The organism is Mycolicibacter senuensis, from assembly GCF_003284925.1.
GTDB lineage: Bacteria > Actinomycetota > Actinomycetes > Mycobacteriales > Mycobacteriaceae > Mycobacterium > Mycobacterium algericum_A.
This window is the reverse complement of record NZ_QMEX01000001.1, coordinates 124,204-141,827: the sequence shown is the minus strand read 5'-3', so window position 1 is coordinate 141,827 and position 17,624 is coordinate 124,204. Positions and strand designations below refer to the sequence as shown.

Annotated in this window: 14 protein-coding genes; 2 read left to right on the top strand and 12 right to left on the bottom strand. The window is 64.5% G+C overall.

The window, feature by feature from the left end:
- Window positions 1-14: 14 nt before the first annotated feature.
- Genes DQP56_RS00730 through DQP56_RS00720 form a run of 3 tightly spaced genes read right to left on the bottom strand, consistent with a single transcriptional unit; the run spans window position 15 to window position 3,370 of the window.
- Complete coding sequence (locus DQP56_RS00730; protein ID WP_085266154.1) at window positions 15-2,660, bottom strand: putative type IV secretion/conjugal transfer ATPase; 2,646 nt, start codon at window positions 2,658-2,660, stop codon at window positions 15-17.
- The gene (locus DQP56_RS00725) at window positions 2,660-2,968 is read right to left on the bottom strand and encodes a hypothetical protein (protein ID WP_085266155.1); all 309 of its coding nucleotides are present in this window, start codon (window positions 2,966-2,968) and stop codon (window positions 2,660-2,662) included. Before DQP56_RS00725 ends, DQP56_RS00730 begins: the two co-directional genes overlap by 1 nt.
- Before the next feature lie 30 nt (window positions 2,969-2,998).
- Window positions 2,999-3,370 (bottom strand): hypothetical protein, encoded by a 372-nt coding sequence (locus DQP56_RS00720; RefSeq protein ID WP_085266156.1) that lies wholly within the window; start codon window positions 3,368-3,370, stop codon window positions 2,999-3,001.
- An 828-nt stretch (window positions 3,371-4,198) separates the two neighbouring features.
- Between DQP56_RS00720 and DQP56_RS00715 the strand changes: the two genes are divergently transcribed.
- The gene (locus DQP56_RS00715) at window positions 4,199-4,927 is read left to right on the top strand and encodes a hypothetical protein (protein ID WP_085266157.1); all 729 of its coding nucleotides are present in this window, start codon (window positions 4,199-4,201) and stop codon (window positions 4,925-4,927) included.
- Between the two features lie 84 nt (window positions 4,928-5,011).
- Here the strand turns inward: DQP56_RS00715 and DQP56_RS00710 are convergent, their stop codons facing one another.
- From DQP56_RS00710 to DQP56_RS00690, 6 genes are all read right to left on the bottom strand, one after another.
- Window positions 5,012-9,208, bottom strand: a complete 4,197-nt coding sequence (locus DQP56_RS00710; RefSeq protein ID WP_112683165.1) for an FtsK/SpoIIIE domain-containing protein — start codon at window positions 9,206-9,208, stop codon at window positions 5,012-5,014.
- Window positions 9,209-9,273: 65 nt separating this feature from the next.
- Complete coding sequence (gene eccB / locus DQP56_RS00705; protein WP_085266159.1) at window positions 9,274-10,800, bottom strand: type VII secretion protein EccB; 1,527 nt, start codon at window positions 10,798-10,800, stop codon at window positions 9,274-9,276.
- Window positions 10,801-12,714 (bottom strand): AAA family ATPase, encoded by a 1,914-nt coding sequence (locus DQP56_RS00700; RefSeq protein WP_085266160.1) that lies wholly within the window; start codon window positions 12,712-12,714, stop codon window positions 10,801-10,803. It abuts the gene before it with no gap.
- 72 nt (window positions 12,715-12,786) lie between these two features.
- Window positions 12,787-14,016 carry a hypothetical protein gene (locus tag DQP56_RS00695; protein WP_133258864.1) on the bottom strand — a complete coding sequence of 410 codons (1,230 nt, stop codon included), beginning with the start codon at window positions 14,014-14,016 and terminating at the stop codon, window positions 12,787-12,789.
- A gap of 242 nt (window positions 14,017-14,258) precedes the next feature.
- Window positions 14,259-14,426, bottom strand: coding sequence for a hypothetical protein (locus DQP56_RS24545; RefSeq protein WP_165759259.1), 168 nt, complete (start codon window positions 14,424-14,426; stop codon window positions 14,259-14,261).
- Window positions 14,427-14,462: 36 nt separating this feature from the next.
- Window positions 14,463-14,852 carry a hypothetical protein gene (locus DQP56_RS00690; protein ID WP_133055979.1) on the bottom strand — a complete coding sequence of 130 codons (390 nt, stop codon included), beginning with the start codon at window positions 14,850-14,852 and terminating at the stop codon, window positions 14,463-14,465.
- A gap of 84 nt (window positions 14,853-14,936) precedes the next feature.
- On the opposite strand from DQP56_RS00690, the gene DQP56_RS00685 reads away from it, so the two are divergent.
- A complete protein-coding gene (locus DQP56_RS00685) occupies window positions 14,937-15,836 on the top strand; it encodes a conjugal transfer protein (RefSeq protein ID WP_085266163.1) in 900 nt (299 codons plus the stop codon).
- A gap of 4 nt (window positions 15,837-15,840) precedes the next feature.
- Here the strand turns inward: DQP56_RS00685 and DQP56_RS00680 are convergent, their stop codons facing one another.
- From DQP56_RS00680 to DQP56_RS00670, 3 genes are all read right to left on the bottom strand, one after another.
- Window positions 15,841-16,020 carry a hypothetical protein gene (locus DQP56_RS00680; protein ID WP_085266164.1) on the bottom strand — a complete coding sequence of 60 codons (180 nt, stop codon included), beginning with the start codon at window positions 16,018-16,020 and terminating at the stop codon, window positions 15,841-15,843.
- 28 nt (window positions 16,021-16,048) lie between these two features.
- Window positions 16,049-16,606: a 3'-5' exonuclease gene (locus tag DQP56_RS00675; RefSeq protein WP_085266165.1), complete on the bottom strand. Its 558-nt coding sequence runs from the start codon at window positions 16,604-16,606 to the stop codon at window positions 16,049-16,051.
- Window positions 16,607-16,716: 110 nt separating this feature from the next.
- Window positions 16,717-17,511: a hypothetical protein gene (locus tag DQP56_RS00670; protein WP_085266166.1), complete on the bottom strand. Its 795-nt coding sequence runs from the start codon at window positions 17,509-17,511 to the stop codon at window positions 16,717-16,719.
- Window positions 17,512-17,624: the final 113 nt, after the last annotated feature.

Here is a 17,624-nt window from a genome sequence, read left to right as displayed (position 1 = left end):
TCCGCCTGGCACCGTCATCGCGGCATCCCGACAGCCACCTCGGCCACCGCGCCGGGAAGGTCGGTTTCCCGGATGACGCGCGACGCAGTTGTGTCGGCGTACTTCCGGCGAGCAGCCAACAGCTGGGGCAGGCCCTTGAACCTGCCGATGTTGTTGCCGTCGTTGTACCAGCCCTCCCCCGCTCGAGACGGGATCGGCATGTTGTTGTTGTCCGGATCCAGCGGCGAGGTGTCCGTAACCATTCTGTCCACCAGCCGCTCGGTGGGCGGCATGTCACCATAGGCCAGGGCCTCAGCGGCATTGGCACGCGTCTCCTGACCCAACAACACCTTGCGTTTCACCAGGCGGTAATGCTCATCGAAGTCACTGGCGAGCTGCGCCCCGGCGATGAAGAAGTTGTTGGCACGCCGACCGACCCTGTCGGGACGCTCGATCAACTCCAAGAGCACATCCGAGCCCTTCTGGAAGTGCATCTCGTCACCCACCAGGGCGCAGGGCTCCTTGATGCCACCGAACCGAAGAGTGGTCAGCCGCGCAACCGCCGTGTACGCCATCGCCGCGAAACGTTGCGGCTCGGTGGGTTTCGAGTTCTCGCCGCGGTGCACGTTGAGCTTGTGCGTCCGGAACACGACCGCATGCGCGCTCGCGTTGAACGGATCGTGCTCGCGAACCGCCCCGTCGATGATCGGATCGATGAAAGCGTGGGTGTAGGGCTGGCGCGCCCAGAAATTGAGCTTGCGGGCCAACTCTCGTGCTGCGTCGCCGACAACCGCGTGCTCGAGGTGGTTCATCAGCGCCCGGGTCGAGGCGATCCCGAAGCTCTTTCGGTACCCCGGCTCGACGGTCGCCGACAGCAATGTCGCGGCCTCAGAATCAGATTCCAGCCCCAGCAGCGGCAACCACAGGTCCAGAAACAGCCACGCCGCAACGTCCGGAGCGCAGCACTTGAGCACATCCATCGAAACCCGATGGCCAAGCGCGTCCACACCGCCGAACACATCGATCACCTCGGTGCTGGTCAGCGTTTGGGCGAACACCATATATTCGCCATGGTCGGACTGGTCGATGACGTGCGCGTAGCAGTCGGTATCCATCAACCAGGCAAGCATCTCCTTGATCAGGTACGACTTACCCTTGTTCTTCGCCCCGGAGACCGTCGCCGACGCATTGCCCTTGTCTGAGGCGTTGAAGATGTCCCAGTGCACGATCTGGCCGAGCGCGTTCTCCTCGTTGATCCCGATGGGAACCCCGATAGCATCACCGATGACCGTGCGCCGCACCGGAATATAGGAGGAGAAGAGGCGCGCAGTGGTGGTCTGCTTGATCTGCTCGACGACCGGCGGGCAGCTGGATCCGGGCATCATCGCCTGCCACATGTCGAACTGGCCGCCGACCGGCAGGTACGGCGTGAAGTCGTGTTTGACGAAGTGCGCGTACAGTTCGGCGATTCGCTGTTCCAGGAATGGCCGGTTCTGATGGGCGAAGCTGAACATCACGGCGACCTTCATCCCGCGCGGGTCGCGTTCGGATTTCGCGGTGTGCCGGAAGTTACGCATCTCGCCGCGGCGGTCGGCGAACTCCTCACCGTCGAACTCGTCGGTGATGTTGGCGTTGGCTTCGGCGTTGAGCTCCTTCATTGCCTTGCGCATCCCGCGTTTGGTCAGAACCTCTTGGTCGAAGTGGAATCGCAGAGCGAAGTCGGCGTCGCAGCCGATCTCCTGGTCGACCAAGTAGGTGAAGGCGTTGATGTCGAACCCCTCGACCGATGGATACTGCGCAATCCCCATCTGCACCTGATAGCTGGTGTAGCCGTTGGGGAAATCCGCGTTGCGGGTCTCGACGTTGGCGATCGACAGCATCCGCCCCCAGCGTGTGCTGTCGAAATTGTCGCGCAGCACTCCTGCCCAGCCGCGGCTCTTCCCCGACGGGTCGACCGACGGCTCGCCGTCGGCGACCTTGTCGACCAAGTCATCCAGTAGAGCGTCCGTATCGGCGTTCTTGTTGATATCGATCTGCGCGAACGAGCTTGGACTGTCATCGATGACTGCGCGGTCGGCCTCGGCAGGCGGCAGCTCTGGAACGGTGATGGCGCGCTGGCGGGCCCGGTCGAACACCCATCGGACGTGGGCCGGCGTTGTGCGGATCGGCCGGAATTGTCGAGGTAGCGCCTCAAAATACTGCTTCTCCAGGGAGCGGACGATGCGCTCGTCGACGCGCTGGTGAGGGTCGATGATGGCGACCGAGGACAAGATCTTGTCGCGAAGGGACTGATGAGTCGGCAGGCCGATCGACAGCCAGTAGATCCGTTGATACTCAGCGAGTTCACCGGCGTTGATCCGCGCGTACAGGGCGTTGTACTGAGCCAGCAGCGCCGGGTAGCGGCCCGGTTCCCCGAAGCCGGGGATGCCGGCAGATGCGCGCTCCATGATCAGATCCGCTGGGGTTTGGGCTTTGATGCCCAGCAGCAGGAAGTCTGCGGCGTGCAGTCGTGACAGGGCGGTGAACAGTGCGGCGTTGGCGTCCTGGCACTGCTCGATGCGGCCGGGCTGGTAGGGGTCGGTGTTGATCCCGCGCAGCAGGTAGTTCGCCCACACCGTTCCGTCGCTGTTGTAGATGAGATTGCCTATCCGGCGGGTGATTCGAGGAAAGTAGTCGCCCATCAACGTCTCCCAGAGTTGTCGATCACAGGTCGAGCCCAAGTTCGTAGAAGAAGGCCCAACTGGGTGAATTCATGCAAGTGCCCGCCGGGGTCCATGGCGTTGACCGCCCCCACCAGGCGAATTACCAGCAGCGCCCCGAGCACACCGATCGGCACACCCACCCAGTAGGACACCGCGCGCGTGACGATCACGCCGAACAGCAGTGCGCCGATCAGGCAGATCATCGACGGCATCCGCCACCGCAGTCCCAGGATCGTCCATTCGACATCGACCTGGTCGACATCGTTGAACACGCGAAACGCCTTCACCAACCCCCCTTTTTAGTCCTTGTGGGCTCGTCAGTTCATCAGCCCGCCAAAGACATCCAAGACGATGTCGGTAATCGGATACGCCGACACGATCAGGCCCAGCGCGAGCGCGAAGTGCGTCAGTTCATCGACCAGCTTCTTCTTCTGTCCGCCACCGCCACCGCCACCACCGCCCGGGCCTGAGGGTTGCCCTCCGGACTTCTCGGTGTAGACGCCGAAGACCTTCCACCCGAACCAGCCGGTGGTCACGATGCACAGGATCGCTTGGCCCTTGAGGACTATCCTCATGATCGCCCCGTTGGAGGTGCCGTCGCCGGCGCTGCTGATGTCTGCGAGGACACGCACCGATCCGGACGGGGCGTTCGCCAGCAGCGACATGGTCTGGTAGAGCAGTGTCATCATGAGATTCCCTCCCGAATTCCCTTGGTCCCCTTGCGTCAGCTAACTGCTCCCGACACACCCAACTATCTGGGGTTATCGCGAAAGTAACACGCACACAAAGCCGATTTGAGCGGCGAAACATGCCGACCCCGAAAACTTCGCCGCCTAATGCCTCCGGCCCTCGGCGCAGCTCCAGTCGGACGGAATACGCCGGGCATAGCACGTCTTCGCCCGCCGGGCCCTGGGCCGGCCCAGGCAAACCCTCAACCCCCAGTCGCGGCCGACGATACGATCTCCGGCGTCGCATCGACACCGGCCACTGAACCCCGCCACCGGTCTGACGAGCCGTACCGCCCTGTGCGGCGCACCGCAAGACCGCGTCGGTGCATGCCCCACAAACGGCCCGCCTGCTGGGGTCCAGCGCCCACGGGCCGCCCACGGCCAGGCCCTGACCCGAAACGTCCCCGAGGCCTCCCCCGATACGGCCCGAGACAACAGCCCGCAGGCTATTGCCCTCCACGTTCGCGCCCCTGACTGCGCCCCGGCACACCCCCATCCCCTGCCCCCGCGTGCGCCCAGCCCGTGGACTGCCACACCGCCCTCAGCCTGCACCGTTGATGCACCACCGCTCCCCCACTGCGGCCCTGGTCCCGCCACAGGCTGGCCGCGGTCCCTGACCTTCACCCGCCCCGGCCCCGGCCCCGGCCTAGCTTGCGCGCCGTGTACATAACCCGGTCAGCGCTACCCCCCGCCGCCACCGAAGCCCTGCCGCAGCCCAGGCCCGAGAAAAGCCCCACCTCGCCGCGTCGCGGCCGAAGACGTGGTTATCCACGTCTTACTCTCGGCATCATGAAGGCATACATCTACGCCAGCCCGGCCGGCGCAGAGGCGGGTGTGCTGTCGCAATGCTTCATCGACTTCGCCGAACTGTCGCGCCGTGGATTCCTCACCAAGGACTCCACGGTGTGGGCGAACGCCGAGGCGCCGCACGCCAGTTTCTGGGCGCTGACCAACCGCAGTCAGTACGTCTACGTCCATCGCAGCACCGAGCCCGGCTACGCCCGCCTCACCTCCGGACGCATCCGATGGGCGCGCACGTTCGATGACACCACCAAGAATTTCGAGGTCGACCTAGATACCAAATCCATTCCCGGAGAACCCGATAAGCACCTGACATTGATCGTCAAACATCGAATGCCCGGGCAAACCGTGAAAATCATCGACGAGTCGCGACGGGATTCACAAACTGGTGGCAGCTTCACCAAGGGGCAGCTCACCGTCATCGACCTACCCGCCTACATCCCCGACGTCGATCCTGAGCCGCCCAGCGAGTTCGAGATCAACCATGCCCGCTACCACGGCGTGAACCACATGATGTCCACGCTCGACGCCGACAACGCGGACCTGGTACGCCGGCATTTGCACCTCTATGAGTTCGACATTGACGACGGCGACATCGCAAAGCTCAACGAGTACCTCGACGTCATCGAGAACTACGCAGGCCGCTACGCCCAGGTCCTCTACAGTCGTCTCGCTGAAGCCAACGCCGCCGGCGAACCGACACCGGTCAGCGCCTAACCAATCCGCCTCAGCTGCAACGGCCCCCGCTATCTCACCCGCACGAGCGTGGTGGCATAACGAGGGCCGTCAGCGCACCGTGGGCTACCGCTGGACGTTGTCCTCGTCCCAGGGCCGCGCCAAGCCGATCTGCACGACCTCGGGCTTCATGTCCATCGGATCCACGACCGCTGCCTGCCCAGGACGACGCAGGGCGAACTTGATACCACTGTTAGGCCAGATGGTGCCCTCCGCCGCCGGACCGGACAGCATCAACGTGGTGCTGTTGGCCTCTCCCAGCGCCTTGTAGAGCTTGTTCGTCTGCCGCATACCTCCGAATCCCTGCGCGGGACCCGTTGCGTAGACGTGCAAGCCAAGGTCGTTGCGCGACATCAGCTCTAGCAGCGGATCCAGCGGGGAATTGACCGAGAACCCGGCACCGGTGAACGACAACACGTTGTCGACGAAGACGAACACCTCCGGGCCGGTGTACCAGCTGCGGTTGCGTACCGCCTCAGCCGAGAGCTGCGCGCCCTGGTCGAGGCTCGGGAACCGCGGCTCGATAGCCTCCTTCACCTTGGCGACAGCATCGGGCAACGAGTTCTTGTCGGCGTAGGCCATCAGATAGCCATTCTCGGCGAGCTTCTCCTGCTCGGTGAGCAGGTCATAGCGCGACTCGATGATCACTATCTGAGCTTCCTCGGGGGTGAACTGCTGCACGACCGAGTTGATCAAGGCCCGCAGCAGGGTTGTCTTGCCCGACTTGGTATCCCCGACGGCCAGCAGGTGCGGAGAGGTGTGATCGGGCACGGTGATCACCCGCAGGTCCTCGGTGCTGATCGCGAACGGCAGATGCCGGTCCAGCGCGAATCGCCGACCAGGAACCTGCGGCGTCGACGCAGCGATCTGCTGGGCGTAGCCGTGGTAAAGATCCCAGATGATCTGGTAGTCGATCTTCGGCGGCGCCGGCCGGACCTGCACGGCGCGCCGCTCCGGCTCCGGGTAGCGTGCTTGCATTGCGGCCACGAAACGCCCGATTCCCGCCGAGTAGTTGGCTCGATTGTCGTACTTGGCCATGCCGCGTTCCTCGCCGATGGCCTCGATGGCCTCGAACTGCGGAACGACGATGCGGGCTTCGAGCATCCGGGTGAAGTCGATGCATCGGCCCGGCTGATCACTGGGCAGGCCGACCACCATGGCCTTGGTCGCGCCGGTCACGAACGACTCGTTGGGGTCTTGAACCGCCAGGTGGATGGTCGTGCCGAAGAACCGGTGCATCTTCATCGGGATCTCTGCGTTGGCCTGCGCAGTCACCACCACGTGCAGTCCGTAGCGGGCACCGCCTTCCAGCAGTCGCAGCAGTGATTCCTTGGCGCCCTCGTTGTCGGCGAGGTACCCAGTGAAGCCGTCGAACACCAGGAACATGTGTCCATACGGGTCCCCCTCGGTCGGAGCCTTCGCCCGGTCGGCGAAGTAATCGTCGAGTGTGGCCACCCGGCGCCGCCCGAACTCCCTCTCACGGATCGCCAGCACTCGGAAGAACTCTCCGATGAACCGGTTGATCGCGTCTTCGTCGATCTTCTGGGTGTACCCACCGACGTTGGGCATTTCCGCCATCTCCGACAGTTTCGCCCCGGAGTAGTCGATGATGTAGAACGAGCAGAACTGCGGCGAATATGCCTGTGCGGCACCACCAATGATCGCCTCGACCGCCGTTGACCGACCAGACCCGGCCTGTCCCACGATGCGAATGTGAGCCCCGGAGTCCTCCGGCCGGATCACGTACGGCACACGGGCGTGCTCGAACGGCGCGTCGGTGATACCGATCTGGAATTCCAGGCGCTGCGATCCCGCAGGGGCCACCTTCACGTCGGCGTAGCTGATGGGTCCCCGCAGAGTGGGTTGCCACAGCTGCAATGCTTTGATGTCCTGGAACTGCCCGATCCGATCGATGAGGGCATCCTTCATCTTCGGCAGGTCGTCGAGATCACCCACGATGGGCGCGACTTCCCCACGCTTCGCGTCGGATTCGACATCCTCATGACTACTGAATGCGTTCTGCAGGGTGAAATCAGACAGGCGGTCCTTGCGTCCGGCGCCCCGCGACGCAGCCTCGTGACGCTTCGCCGCCTCCCGGGTCGGCGCGATGTAGGGCTGCTCGACGTTGAACCCCTGGAAGCGCACCCGCTCGGGGTCGTCGGGGTTCTTGCGGGTTTTGCGCAGCGCGATGGCCTGGCCTTCACCCATCGGCAACGATGCCGCCTCGTCGGTACCGATCACGCCACGCGAGCTGCCAGTGTCGCTGGCCCGCAGCGAGATACCGAAGGTGATGTGGTTCTGAAGATCACGCAGCAGCGTCATATCCACCACCTGCGAGCACGGCCACACATGGATGCCCCAACCACGCCCGACCGTACCGATCCGGATGAACACCCGCAGCACATCAGGGTTCATCTGCATGTACTCCCGGAACTCATCCATGATGACGAACAGCTCCGGCAGCGGCGGGAACTTGTCCGGGTTCTTGGCCCGCTTTTTGCGGTACTCGACGATGTCCTTGCAGTCGTATTCATCCATCAGCAGCTCGCGCCGGCGGATCTCGCCCTCGAGGACAACACCGGTGCGGGCAACCAGATCGGCGGCGTTATCGAGGTTGCTGATGTTGGCCGTCACGTGTGGCATCCGCTCGAAGCGCCGGAATGCGGTCCCGCCCTTGAAGTCCATCAGGATCAGGTTGATCTTGTCGGGCCCGAACGTCGTGCACAGCGACCCGACCAGCCCCATCAGCAGGAAGCTCTTGCCGGAGCCCGTCATACCCTGGATAACGCCGTGCGGGCCGGTGCCACGCAACGACGCTTCAGCGAAGTCCATCTTGAACACTTCCGAGGTGACCGACTTCCCGTCGTGCACGAAGCCGACCGGGATCTCGAAGTGAGAGTCGATCGCGTTAGCCTCCCACTGCGCCCGGGGGTCCCATGTCTCGAGGTCCTTGATTCCCAGCACGTCGAAGTAGCTCTGCTTGGTGCCCGACACCTCGACATCGCCACCGCGGTCGTCGCGGGACCAATTCGGCGGCCGGAACCGGCTCATCTTCTGGGCAATCACCCTCGCCTGGGTCACCGACAGTGCATCAGCGTGAGCCAACCGCATCTGCCGTGGCGTCGCGAACTCCCCGTTCGCCGACACATGGAAGCGGCCCTGCTTGTTCGTCAACGACTCACTGGGAGCATTGAGTACGACAAACGTGGTCTGCGCCCGAGTCCACCCAGGAGGCAGCGACACATCGTGGCTCGGGGTGTCGACGAACACGATCAGGTGCGTTCCCTCGCTCGCCGACGACCCCGTGTCGGCGACGAACTCAGCCACCGACTCCCATGCGTAACGCGCCGAACCGGCCTTGTCGTTACGCCGCGGGTCCTGGTTGTTGGGCAACCACTTCATCCAGTCCCACCGCGACCGCACGCCGGCCTCGCAGATGATCCCAATCGCCAGATCGTTGGGCGAGTGGTTATAGGCCAGCGAGCACACCATCGCCCGACCCAGCGCCAGAGTGTTCGCAACGGACTTCGCCGCAGCCTCCGGCGTCGCGGCCGGGTCACCCCGGAAGCTGTAGGCCTCCTGCTCAGCCAAGCTGATCCCCAGCGGGCAGTTGGTGATGAACTTCTGCGTGCGCAGGAACCGCCGGAACGCCCCAGCGGTCACCGGCTCGAGGCGCTCTGGAATCTCGGTCCCCGGCTCAACGATGCTCGGCAGCAACTTCGTGATACCCACACCGATTCTGCTGGTGAGCCAGGCACGCAACGCTTCCGGCGCGTCCTTCTCCTGCTTGCCTGGCAACAGCTTGGAGTCCCCCGGCCGAATCGACCACATACCGGGCAGACCGGCACGTGAGGCCAACATCAACGGATGCGGGTAGGTCATCGTGTGCAGCCGGTGGATTCCCTCACCGACATGGTGCGCGATAGTGCGCTGCTCCCGCAGCTTGAGCTGATAGTTGCTGCGGGTGGAGTCGATGTCGGTCATCGGTCCGCCACCGTGACCGCCGGTGCCCAGGTAGGCCATCGACATCATCATCATGCCCAACGGCATCATCAGCATGCGCGGTGACATCTGACCGGCGCCGGTCGCGAACATCATCACCACGAACAGCAGCATGATGCCGACGATCAGCAGCGGCGCGAGCCGCAGAATCAGCGGCCCCTTCTTCTGCTCGGGCAGCGGATCCGGCGGTGGGACGTCGATCGTGGCGTTGCTCAGCTCCGGAATCTGCCGGGGCGGCGTCTTGATGGTAGTTGTGGCCATGTTCGGCTCATTCCCCCTGTGTCGTAGCCGGTTTCACGCTGTCATCCCCACGCTCGGCGCGCATATCACCCCGGAACATGGTCCGCGCCGGCCAGCGGCGTAGTACGGTCGGTGACCGCCTTCTGATGCAGGTCGTCAGGCAACAATTCGTGGTAGGTCATCGCGGCCTGCTTCGACAACGTCGAGCCCGGCGCGTAGAGCTTGGCGATCTGCCACGGGATCGGCAACGGGTCACGCCCCCCGATGCCCAGCGCGTGGACCGGCCGGTCATACTTGCCGTCCTCGTCCGGGCCGATGAAGTACCGCACCCCCGTGTCGTCGATCCACAACAACTGTTCATCAGCGTGCGACGTCGGCGACGCACCCGTCACCCGCACGAACCAGCCCTTACCCGGTGTCATCAACGACGCCGACGCCGTCACCACCGAGCCACTCGATTTGAGCAGTTGCACAACCTGATTCGCCTTCTCCGGACTCACCGGCAGCGACTCTCCGCTGAGCACCGTCGTCGTGGCCCTCAACGCCTTGGCGTCACGCTCCCACGACCAGCACAGCACATGCGGTGAACGGAACGTCGGTGCGCGGTCGGGGTAACGAGCGACATCGATATCGCTGGCCAGCGGAACAGCGGCCAGTGACTCACGGTCCATCGAAGTGATCTGGTTACTGCCGGTGTTGACCAACAGTTGCGCGACGAACTCGCTGATCGGCTGGACACCCGCCTCCAACGCCGCGTAATACTGCCGCGTCCCATCGACGGAACTGGTCAGGATCACGTCACCGTTAAGCACCTGCGGCAGCGCCGGATTGACCTGCCCACGGTTGGCGATAAACGGGGTGGTCAACGCCGGCGCCGCCGGGATCGCATTGAACAGGCCCTCAGAAATCTGGATCGCGTCAGCAGCCTGCTCCGGAGAAATCCCCAGCGCCGACCGGGTCGCCATGTCCTGGGCCCCCACACCCACCCGAGACCCCTTGTTGATCAACCACAACTGCTTGGGATCAGATGCCAGCTTCACGATCACCGCATCGTTGGGCGGCATCGGGGTCACCGAGGACGACATCGAGTCTGTGCCCGCAAACAGCGTCGTGGTCATACTGTTCGACGTCGTCAGCGACAAGTCCGTCTCGTCGGTATGCCGATCGCACACCGTCCACTTCGCCGTCTCGTCGAAACGCTGCGACAGATTGTTCGGCCCCGACGGAACCCCCATCAGGTGCCCCCGCGGCTGTCCGGCCAACGTACTGTCCTTGACCACCTTCGGCGTATCGGCCTTGCCCACGATCAACCGCGCCGACGCCAGGTTCGTCACCGGATGCAGCTCACTGTCGTACATCACATACATGCCACCGGATTTGGTGATGATCATGCTGGCGCCGTTCTGGTCGGCGCGCGGCGCGAAGAACGACATGAACAATCCGGCCGCCGGGATCAGCATCGCAACGAAACCACCGACGATGAACGTCAATGTCTGCTGCGACAACGGCGACGTCAGCCGCGACGTCGCGCGACTGCTGAACGCCTGCTCGATCTGGCGGACCAGCATCCGATAGCCCGACAGCTGAATCTTGGTCGTCTGATAACGCGGCATTTAGTGAACGTCCCCCCCATTGAGCCCGGGCCACTCCTCGGCCGCGGGCGCTGCTCGCATGCTCGACGATTCCTCGCCGAGCTGCTCGGACAGATTGTGCTTGGCCAGCTCTTTGCGAATGGCCTGCTCAATGTCCGCAGGCTCTAGACGGTCCAGTTCCTCGTCGGACAGCGCTCGCAGGTTGGCGTTCTCCAGCCGCTCGCTGCGGAACTCTTCGGCGAGCTCAATGACGTTGCGCACGAAGCGCCCGTTGCCGGCGACGTCGAGCATTTTCTTGCCGGCCGCGTTGGTGGCTTGCAGGCGCTGGGCCGCATCGACGAACAGCTGCCGACCCTGCTCCGAAAGAATGTTGTGGCTATCTTCGGCCACTCGCACAGCGATCGCCGCGATCTCCTGCGGGGAGTAGGAGTGGAACGTGATGCGACGCGGGAACCGTGACACCAGACCGTCGTTGGTGGCCAGGAGCCGATTCATGTCGCCTTCGTAGCCGGCCATGATCACGATCAGAGTGTCGCGGCGGTTCTCCATCTCGCGCATCAGCTCGGTCATCGCCTCGGTACCGAACGGGTCGACCTGCCCGGAGTTGCGGGCCTGAACGATCTCGTAGGCCTCGTCGATGAACAACACTCCGCCATCAGCCTTTTCGATGACTTCGCGGGTCATCTTGATCGACTCGCCCTCATGGTTTCCCACCAGATCCCCGCGCGACGCCTCCACGACAGTGTCCTTCGGACACACCCCAATGCCGGCGAAGAGCTTGGCGATAACTCGGGCAATGGTCGTCTTCCCGGTTCCCGGCGGGCCCGCGAAGATGAGGTGCAGCGCTTGACGCTGACTGGTCCGGCCGCGACGAGCCTTCTCCTGCTCTAACGCCACCCTGGACTTCAGCCGGCGGACCTGCGCCTTGACCTCCTCCATGCCGATCTGCTTGTTCAGTTCCTCTTCAGCCTCAGCCAAGATCGACGACTGATTCTCCGCACGCTCAGCTTGGCGAACCTCATTGAGATCAGGCTCAGTTCGCACATCCCAGTAAGCGCTGCGCTGGTTGATCAACTCCGCGGTGGTCTGCCGCAACCGCACGTTGGGATCCGACAGAGCCTCGGTGAGCTTGTCGGTCCGCAAGTAGGCCAACCCACTGTTCCAGTACAGACGCGCATTGTCCTCATCGCCGTTGGCGCGCTCAATGAGCCCGAGGTAGTAGCAGGCCTCCGCCCCCACACCCGCGTAATGGAACTCGGAGCCGTCGGAACCCACCTGCTTGCGGTCGGCGGTCCGCAGTCTTTCGATAGCGGTGACGAAGTTCCCCAGGTGCGCGTAACTGATCCCGGTGAGCAGGTAGACGATTGCCTGCAGGAAGTAGTCCGGTTCACCGAGCGACTGGTCGTGACCGTCGTATCGCACCGGGTTGACCAGCGCCTGGGCCTGATCGATGACGTCTTGCCAGCGGGCCGCCTTGAAGTAGATCAGCAACGTCGCCAGCTGGCCCAAGGGCGTCATCGCCGGGGCGGCGTTAATCACCTGCAGCGCTTCGTCGAAACGCCCCTGGCCGGCAAGGATCGCCGAGCGCCCGATGTGGACCCCGGTGCGGGTGTAGGAATCGAAACTCAGATCCAGGAAACCCATGCTGATCTTGATCGGGAAGAACTCAGTCGGGTAGGTCGTTCCGGTCTCCGCGCTGACGGCAGCCAGCATGCGCCCCCAACTCGGCATGGTCTGATAGATCTGCTCGATCAGCGCCGGGCTAGGTTGCTCCTGCATTCGACCTTCCAATGTCGCCAACGCCCGGTACAGGTCGCACTGGGCGCCGTCGAATTCCTCGACGCAATACTGAAAGGTGTCGCGGGCAGCGTCGAGATTCTCCTGGCCCCAGTACCGCAGACCATTGAGGAAATAGCTGACCGACTGCTGGTCCACCAGTGCTCCTTTATTTCCGTCGTATCGATGTCGAGGCGTGGAGGCCGTGGTCACCGCCGCACCCACATGAGCCTATGTCGCCCCAGCTGGGTAGCCATTGATAACAATCCGGCTGATAGCGATCGACTCGTCGATCTTGGCTTGATCCGGCCCGCCCAGAATGCCGGGCAACGGCCCCGTCGGCGAGTTGACCGCCGGCGGGCGCTCACTGGACAAAATGGTGCCGACGATGCGCTGCGTCGCCACATGCGGCAGGTCCAGTGTGGCGCCGTCACGGGTCGGCTTGATGTTCTGAATCACCTGCTGACCACCGACGCGCCAGTTGATCGAGGTGACCAGCCGATGCTCCAACCAGTGGTCCTGCCCGTTCGGCTCGACGTAGGCAAACCCGGGAACAACGTGGATCGACGTCACCACGACGGGCCGCGGAAACTCGATAGTGATCTGCTGCAGATCGATGTTGTGCACCCGACCACAGATCCACGCGGCACTGGCATCCGAGCCGAATGCCAGGCTCGGGTCGGAACTGCCACCGGGACACGAGTCCGCAGTCACCGGCAGACATCCCGACGCAGAGTTGGGCGCACACCCAGGCTGCAAAGGTCCCGGCGCCGGACCACCCGGCTGCACCGTCGGAGTAACGACAGCCGGCGGTGGCCCCGCCAACGCCGGCTGTTGCCGCGAGCGATGCGCGCCCAGGATCTGCTGGACCACCAGCAGCGACACCACTGCGCCCACGATGGCAGCGACCTTCACCCAACCCTGCAGGCCAGCCCAGCGTTGCTTGAGCGAGGGGCGCGTAGGCCGGCCATCCTCACCCGGTCGTGTCGCCGGCTCGCCATAGGGCCGCTCCGCCATGGGGGGTTCTTCCACGACGACAGGTTCCGGTTCGGCCACCGGGCTGATCACCGCGACGTCGTCAGGCACCTCAACCGGCGGGCGCGGCGGTGGCCGCCACAACGGGTACGCCTCATCGTCGTCGTCCTCGGGCCCAGCCAGGCTGGGGTCAGCCGCCGGCATGTAGACCGCACCGCCCGCCCCCGACAGCGACGACTCCCCGCCACCCGCCGGCGCCAGCAGCGGCGCCTGGGCGATGCTGGGGGCTTGATCGGCCGCCCAGTCCGGTTCAGCTTCAGTGTCGCCATCACCGACAACCGGGACCGCCGCCGGTGGCGCCGGCGGCGGGGCCACGATCGCCACCATCGAGTCCATCAGACCGTCCGCGTCGTCATCGGACAAGGTCCGGTTGGTCAACAGTTCGTCGACCAGCGCGTCCAGACGTGCACGTTCAGCAGCAGACATCTGCAGGGCGTCACCTGCAGGTTCTCCCGGATGGGCCACGTCGTCCCTCATGTCTTCACCGAACCGATGATGTTTCAACTTTACTTTATGATAGCGGTCCGGTCAGTCCACACCGGCAGGAAAACACACGCCGGGCCACCAGCCGATGCCACACCAATACCGAACCATCCGCGACCCCCAATTCCCGCACCAGCAGTCAGCATTCGCCGGCGCAGACCAACCACCCCGGCCATGTTCTAGGACTACCCGACCAGGTACATCAGCGCGCCGCATTGCGGGCACTCACCGGCCGGCACGACACCGCCCGGTTCGATCCGCTCCTGCAGGTCCCGGATCGGGTTCATCGCCGCCTCCGATGCGTCGTCGGTGAGGAGATGGCAGTTGTCGCACTGATATTGCGGATTGGCCATACTTCTACTCCTTCGTGACTGGATTAACCGGGGTGGTTAGCGCAGGGTGCTGACGCGTCCCGCCGCATTGACGCGGTAGGCGCGTTCACCATCGGCGCCAAGGTTCACCGCGGTGTGCCGCCTAGAGGCTTCGAGCTCCCCGGGCCCGACGAACAGCACCCCGTAGCCGCACACCGCTCGGCTCACGGGGATGTTCTGCGGGAATCTCGCCACGTACTCAGGCAGTTCGTCGCCGACGCCAGGGGTGATCTCGCGCCAGAACCTGGACGCCTGGGCTTCGAACACGGTGAACGCCCGCATGTAGCCGTCCCGGTCGATGATGCGTTGCAGCTCCGTGCCGACCTGGTCGCCGTCGTAGTGGACGTAGAAGCCTGTCCCGGCGCCGCCGGACGGCGAATCCATGTGCACTGCCGCTGTTGTTCCCATGCACTCCCCCGCGTCTTGACCGCCCGATGCTTCAACTGAACTTTATGATATTTGTCAGCGCAGTCAGGGCGGGGAGGAAAACGCATGAGGGTCCACAAGCCGAAGTTTGAGCTCACCGAGTCGGCCACGAAGTGGAGCTTCGTCGCAACTGTCGGCGCCGCCTGGGTCGCGCTGGCCGGGGTTCTGGTCCTGGCCGGGGGATTGCTGCTGCTGGCCAGGGCGCAACGGCCCATCGATGTCCAATCGGCGATCAACAGCTACACCAAATCGCAGTTCTTCGCGCAGAACTTCCTGCTCACCTGGGCGGCCGGGGATCCCAAGGACGCCGAGAAGCTCGCCTCGATGACCGCGCTGCCAGGCCAGCCCGAGCTCAACTCAAACCCCTTCACGGTCTTGTTCCTGAACCCGACCGACGTCACGGCGACCCCGGCCGGCCAGCAGAGCGAGTGGGAATGGACATTCGGGGCCACCGTGATCCTGCCCCAGGCGGGGACCTCGATCCGCTCCTACTTTCGGGTGACCACACTGGAATCCGGGGGCACCTTCAAGGCCCTCAAGTGGCCCGAACCGGTCAATGACACGGCCCGCAACTTCACCGTCGGCCCCTACTACACCCGCGGCGCCGAAGTCGGCGGCCCACTTGGCACGTCGGTGAAGGACTTCATGAACGCCTACTACACGGCCAACAACCCCGGCGTGCTGGGCAGGTTCGTCACCGCAAACTTCACCGACACCCCGATCGCCGCCTCGCCGTACACCTCAATCGAGGTCACCACCATCCTGCTGGCCAACAACAGCATCGACACCTCCCAGGCCAAGCCCGGGGCCACCGTGTCCGCGCTGGTCACCGCGAAAGCCGCGGCCAGCACCACCACCTTCCACACAGTCAGCACGGTGCTGCGACTGTCGTTGAGCAAGAACAATCAGTGGCTGGTCGACGGCTTCGAACGCCCCATGCACTTCGGCGACGTCAGCTACAAATAGGCCGCTACGAGATCGCCTCGACGTCGTCGACGAACCTATCGGTGACCTCGAACCGCCCCGTGTCGACCTCGTTGACGGTGTCGCCGATCGCCGCCTTGCTCTGCGCCTCAGCAGGATTGGCGGCGTCCACCTCGTAGATCACCTCGTGATTGCGCAGTTCGTTGACCTTCACCCGGTACCGCATGCCCTGTCCCCTTCCACCTGGTCGTTGATCACCGTGGCCACGGCGCCGGCTCGGTCATCTCCAGCAGGTGCCGACGGGTGGTGGCGACATCACCGGCCGCCCGGTGCCCGCCCTCGTTCTTCAGAAACCAGGTCTGGTAGCGGTGGTGCGACCGTGGGGCCATCACGTCCGCCCAGTTGGCGGCGTCCATCACCCACAGGTCAGTCAGGCCGTAGCGGTGGCAGTCCGCCCAGATCGCGTCACGGTCGTAGTCGGCGTTGTAAGCCAGGATCGCCCGCCCGGCCACCACCGCACGGAGTTGGTCGAACACAGCCGACCACATGGGCACACCCGGCGCGCTGACCTCACTGTCGCTGATCCCGTGCACCGCATAGGCGGCCGGGTCGATCGCCACACCGGGGTTCACCAGGGTGTTCAGCAGGAGCCTCCCCGAAAAGACGTCGATGACAGCGATCTCGCAGATCGGCCCGAACATCCAGGCCGTCTCCACGTCGAGGATCACCGCCCGGCCCGGCTGCGTCATCTCCCGGGCGAAAGCCACGGCTTGCTCCGCCAGACAGACCAGCCTCTGGTCCTCATCACTCATCTCAGACAACTCCGTGACCACTACCGATCCCCCCCTATCGCCGACACCGCCCCCGCAGCGCCCGTGAGGCCATGATGGCAGTGGGTACCGACACAATCGGCCGCAATGCCTTACGCCGGCGGGGTTTTCGGCGGCACCGGTGCAGCAGCAGTCGACGTCGCCGCGCTCCCATCGGGTGGCTCAGCACCAGGCGCCGGCGTTGCACCCGGCCCTTCCCCGGCCTCGCCGGCCGGGGCCGGAGGCAGCGTCCAATCGCCTGTCGGTGTGCGCCCCATCGGAACTCCAGGCCCGCGGTCGGTACCGAGCAGAGTTGCAGGGCCGGTGACTTCCGCCGGCGTGATGGGCCGGATGTCAGCGTTGACCCCACCGACGTGGATACTCAACAGCCCGTTGTCCCCGACCTTCGCCGACGCATCCTCGCGGCCACTGAAGTAAGTGTCGCCTTCCAGTCGCGCCGTCGGGGTCGGCCGCAACGCAGCGGTCCACGCCTGCGCGGCCATGAACACCTTCCCGCCAAGGAAGTCCGCCGGCAACAGCACCCAGTGCGGCGGCGGCGGCACCGGACCACCCACACCGAGGGCATGCCAGAACGCCTGGTCCCCACGCATAAACACCACGCCCTCATGGATCAGCACATCACCGCGCATCCCCCCGGCATTGAGCGTTCCACTGCCCACACTCCCGTCAGCCAAGTAGGACAACTGGATACCCAAAGTCCGCCCGTTGGCCGTGACAGTCCCCGACATGTTGTGCGCGCCAACGTTTTCCTTGTCCAGCAGTGACAGGATGCCGGCGGTCTCGAGTGCGGTCAGCGGCTTGGTGTCACTGTCAGCCGGCGGCGGAGGCGGGGCGACCGGGTGGGTCAGCACAGCCAGCCACCACACCAGGCCTCCCAGAGCGGCCACGAGTAGAACGCTGAGGATCGCCAGAACGGTGCGTCTGCGCACGCGGGGCTGAGGGGCCCGCCACTTATCGCCTTCGGTCAGCAATCCCATTGGTCCCACTGGACACCGCCTTG

Bases quoted from the DNA above. Each gene is read 5' to 3' on its own strand.
- DQP56_RS00730 (WP_085266154.1), bottom strand. From the start codon at position 2,660: ATGGGCGACTACTTTCCTCGAATCACCCGCCGGATAGGCAATCTCATC.
- DQP56_RS00720 (WP_085266156.1), bottom strand. From the start codon at position 3,370: ATGATGACACTGCTCTACCAGACCATGTCGCTGCTGGCGAACGCCCCG.
- DQP56_RS00715 (WP_085266157.1), top strand. From the start codon at position 4,199: ATGAAGGCATACATCTACGCCAGCCCGGCCGGCGCAGAGGCGGGTGTG.
- DQP56_RS00710 (WP_112683165.1), bottom strand. From the start codon at position 9,208: ATGGCCACAACTACCATCAAGACGCCGCCCCGGCAGATTCCGGAGCTG.
- eccB (WP_085266159.1), bottom strand. From the start codon at position 10,800: ATGCCGCGTTATCAGACGACCAAGATTCAGCTGTCGGGCTATCGGATG.
- DQP56_RS00695 (WP_133258864.1), bottom strand. From the start codon at position 14,016: ATGTCTGCTGCTGAACGTGCACGTCTGGACGCGCTGGTCGACGAACTG.
- DQP56_RS24545 (WP_165759259.1), bottom strand. From the start codon at position 14,426: ATGGCCAATCCGCAATATCAGTGCGACAACTGCCATCTCCTCACCGAC.
- DQP56_RS00690 (WP_133055979.1), bottom strand. From the start codon at position 14,852: ATGGGAACAACAGCGGCAGTGCACATGGATTCGCCGTCCGGCGGCGCC.
- DQP56_RS00685 (WP_085266163.1), top strand. From the start codon at position 14,937: ATGAGGGTCCACAAGCCGAAGTTTGAGCTCACCGAGTCGGCCACGAAG.
- DQP56_RS00680 (WP_085266164.1), bottom strand. From the start codon at position 16,020: ATGCGGTACCGGGTGAAGGTCAACGAACTGCGCAATCACGAGGTGATC.
- DQP56_RS00675 (WP_085266165.1), bottom strand. From the start codon at position 16,606: ATGAGTGATGAGGACCAGAGGCTGGTCTGTCTGGCGGAGCAAGCCGTG.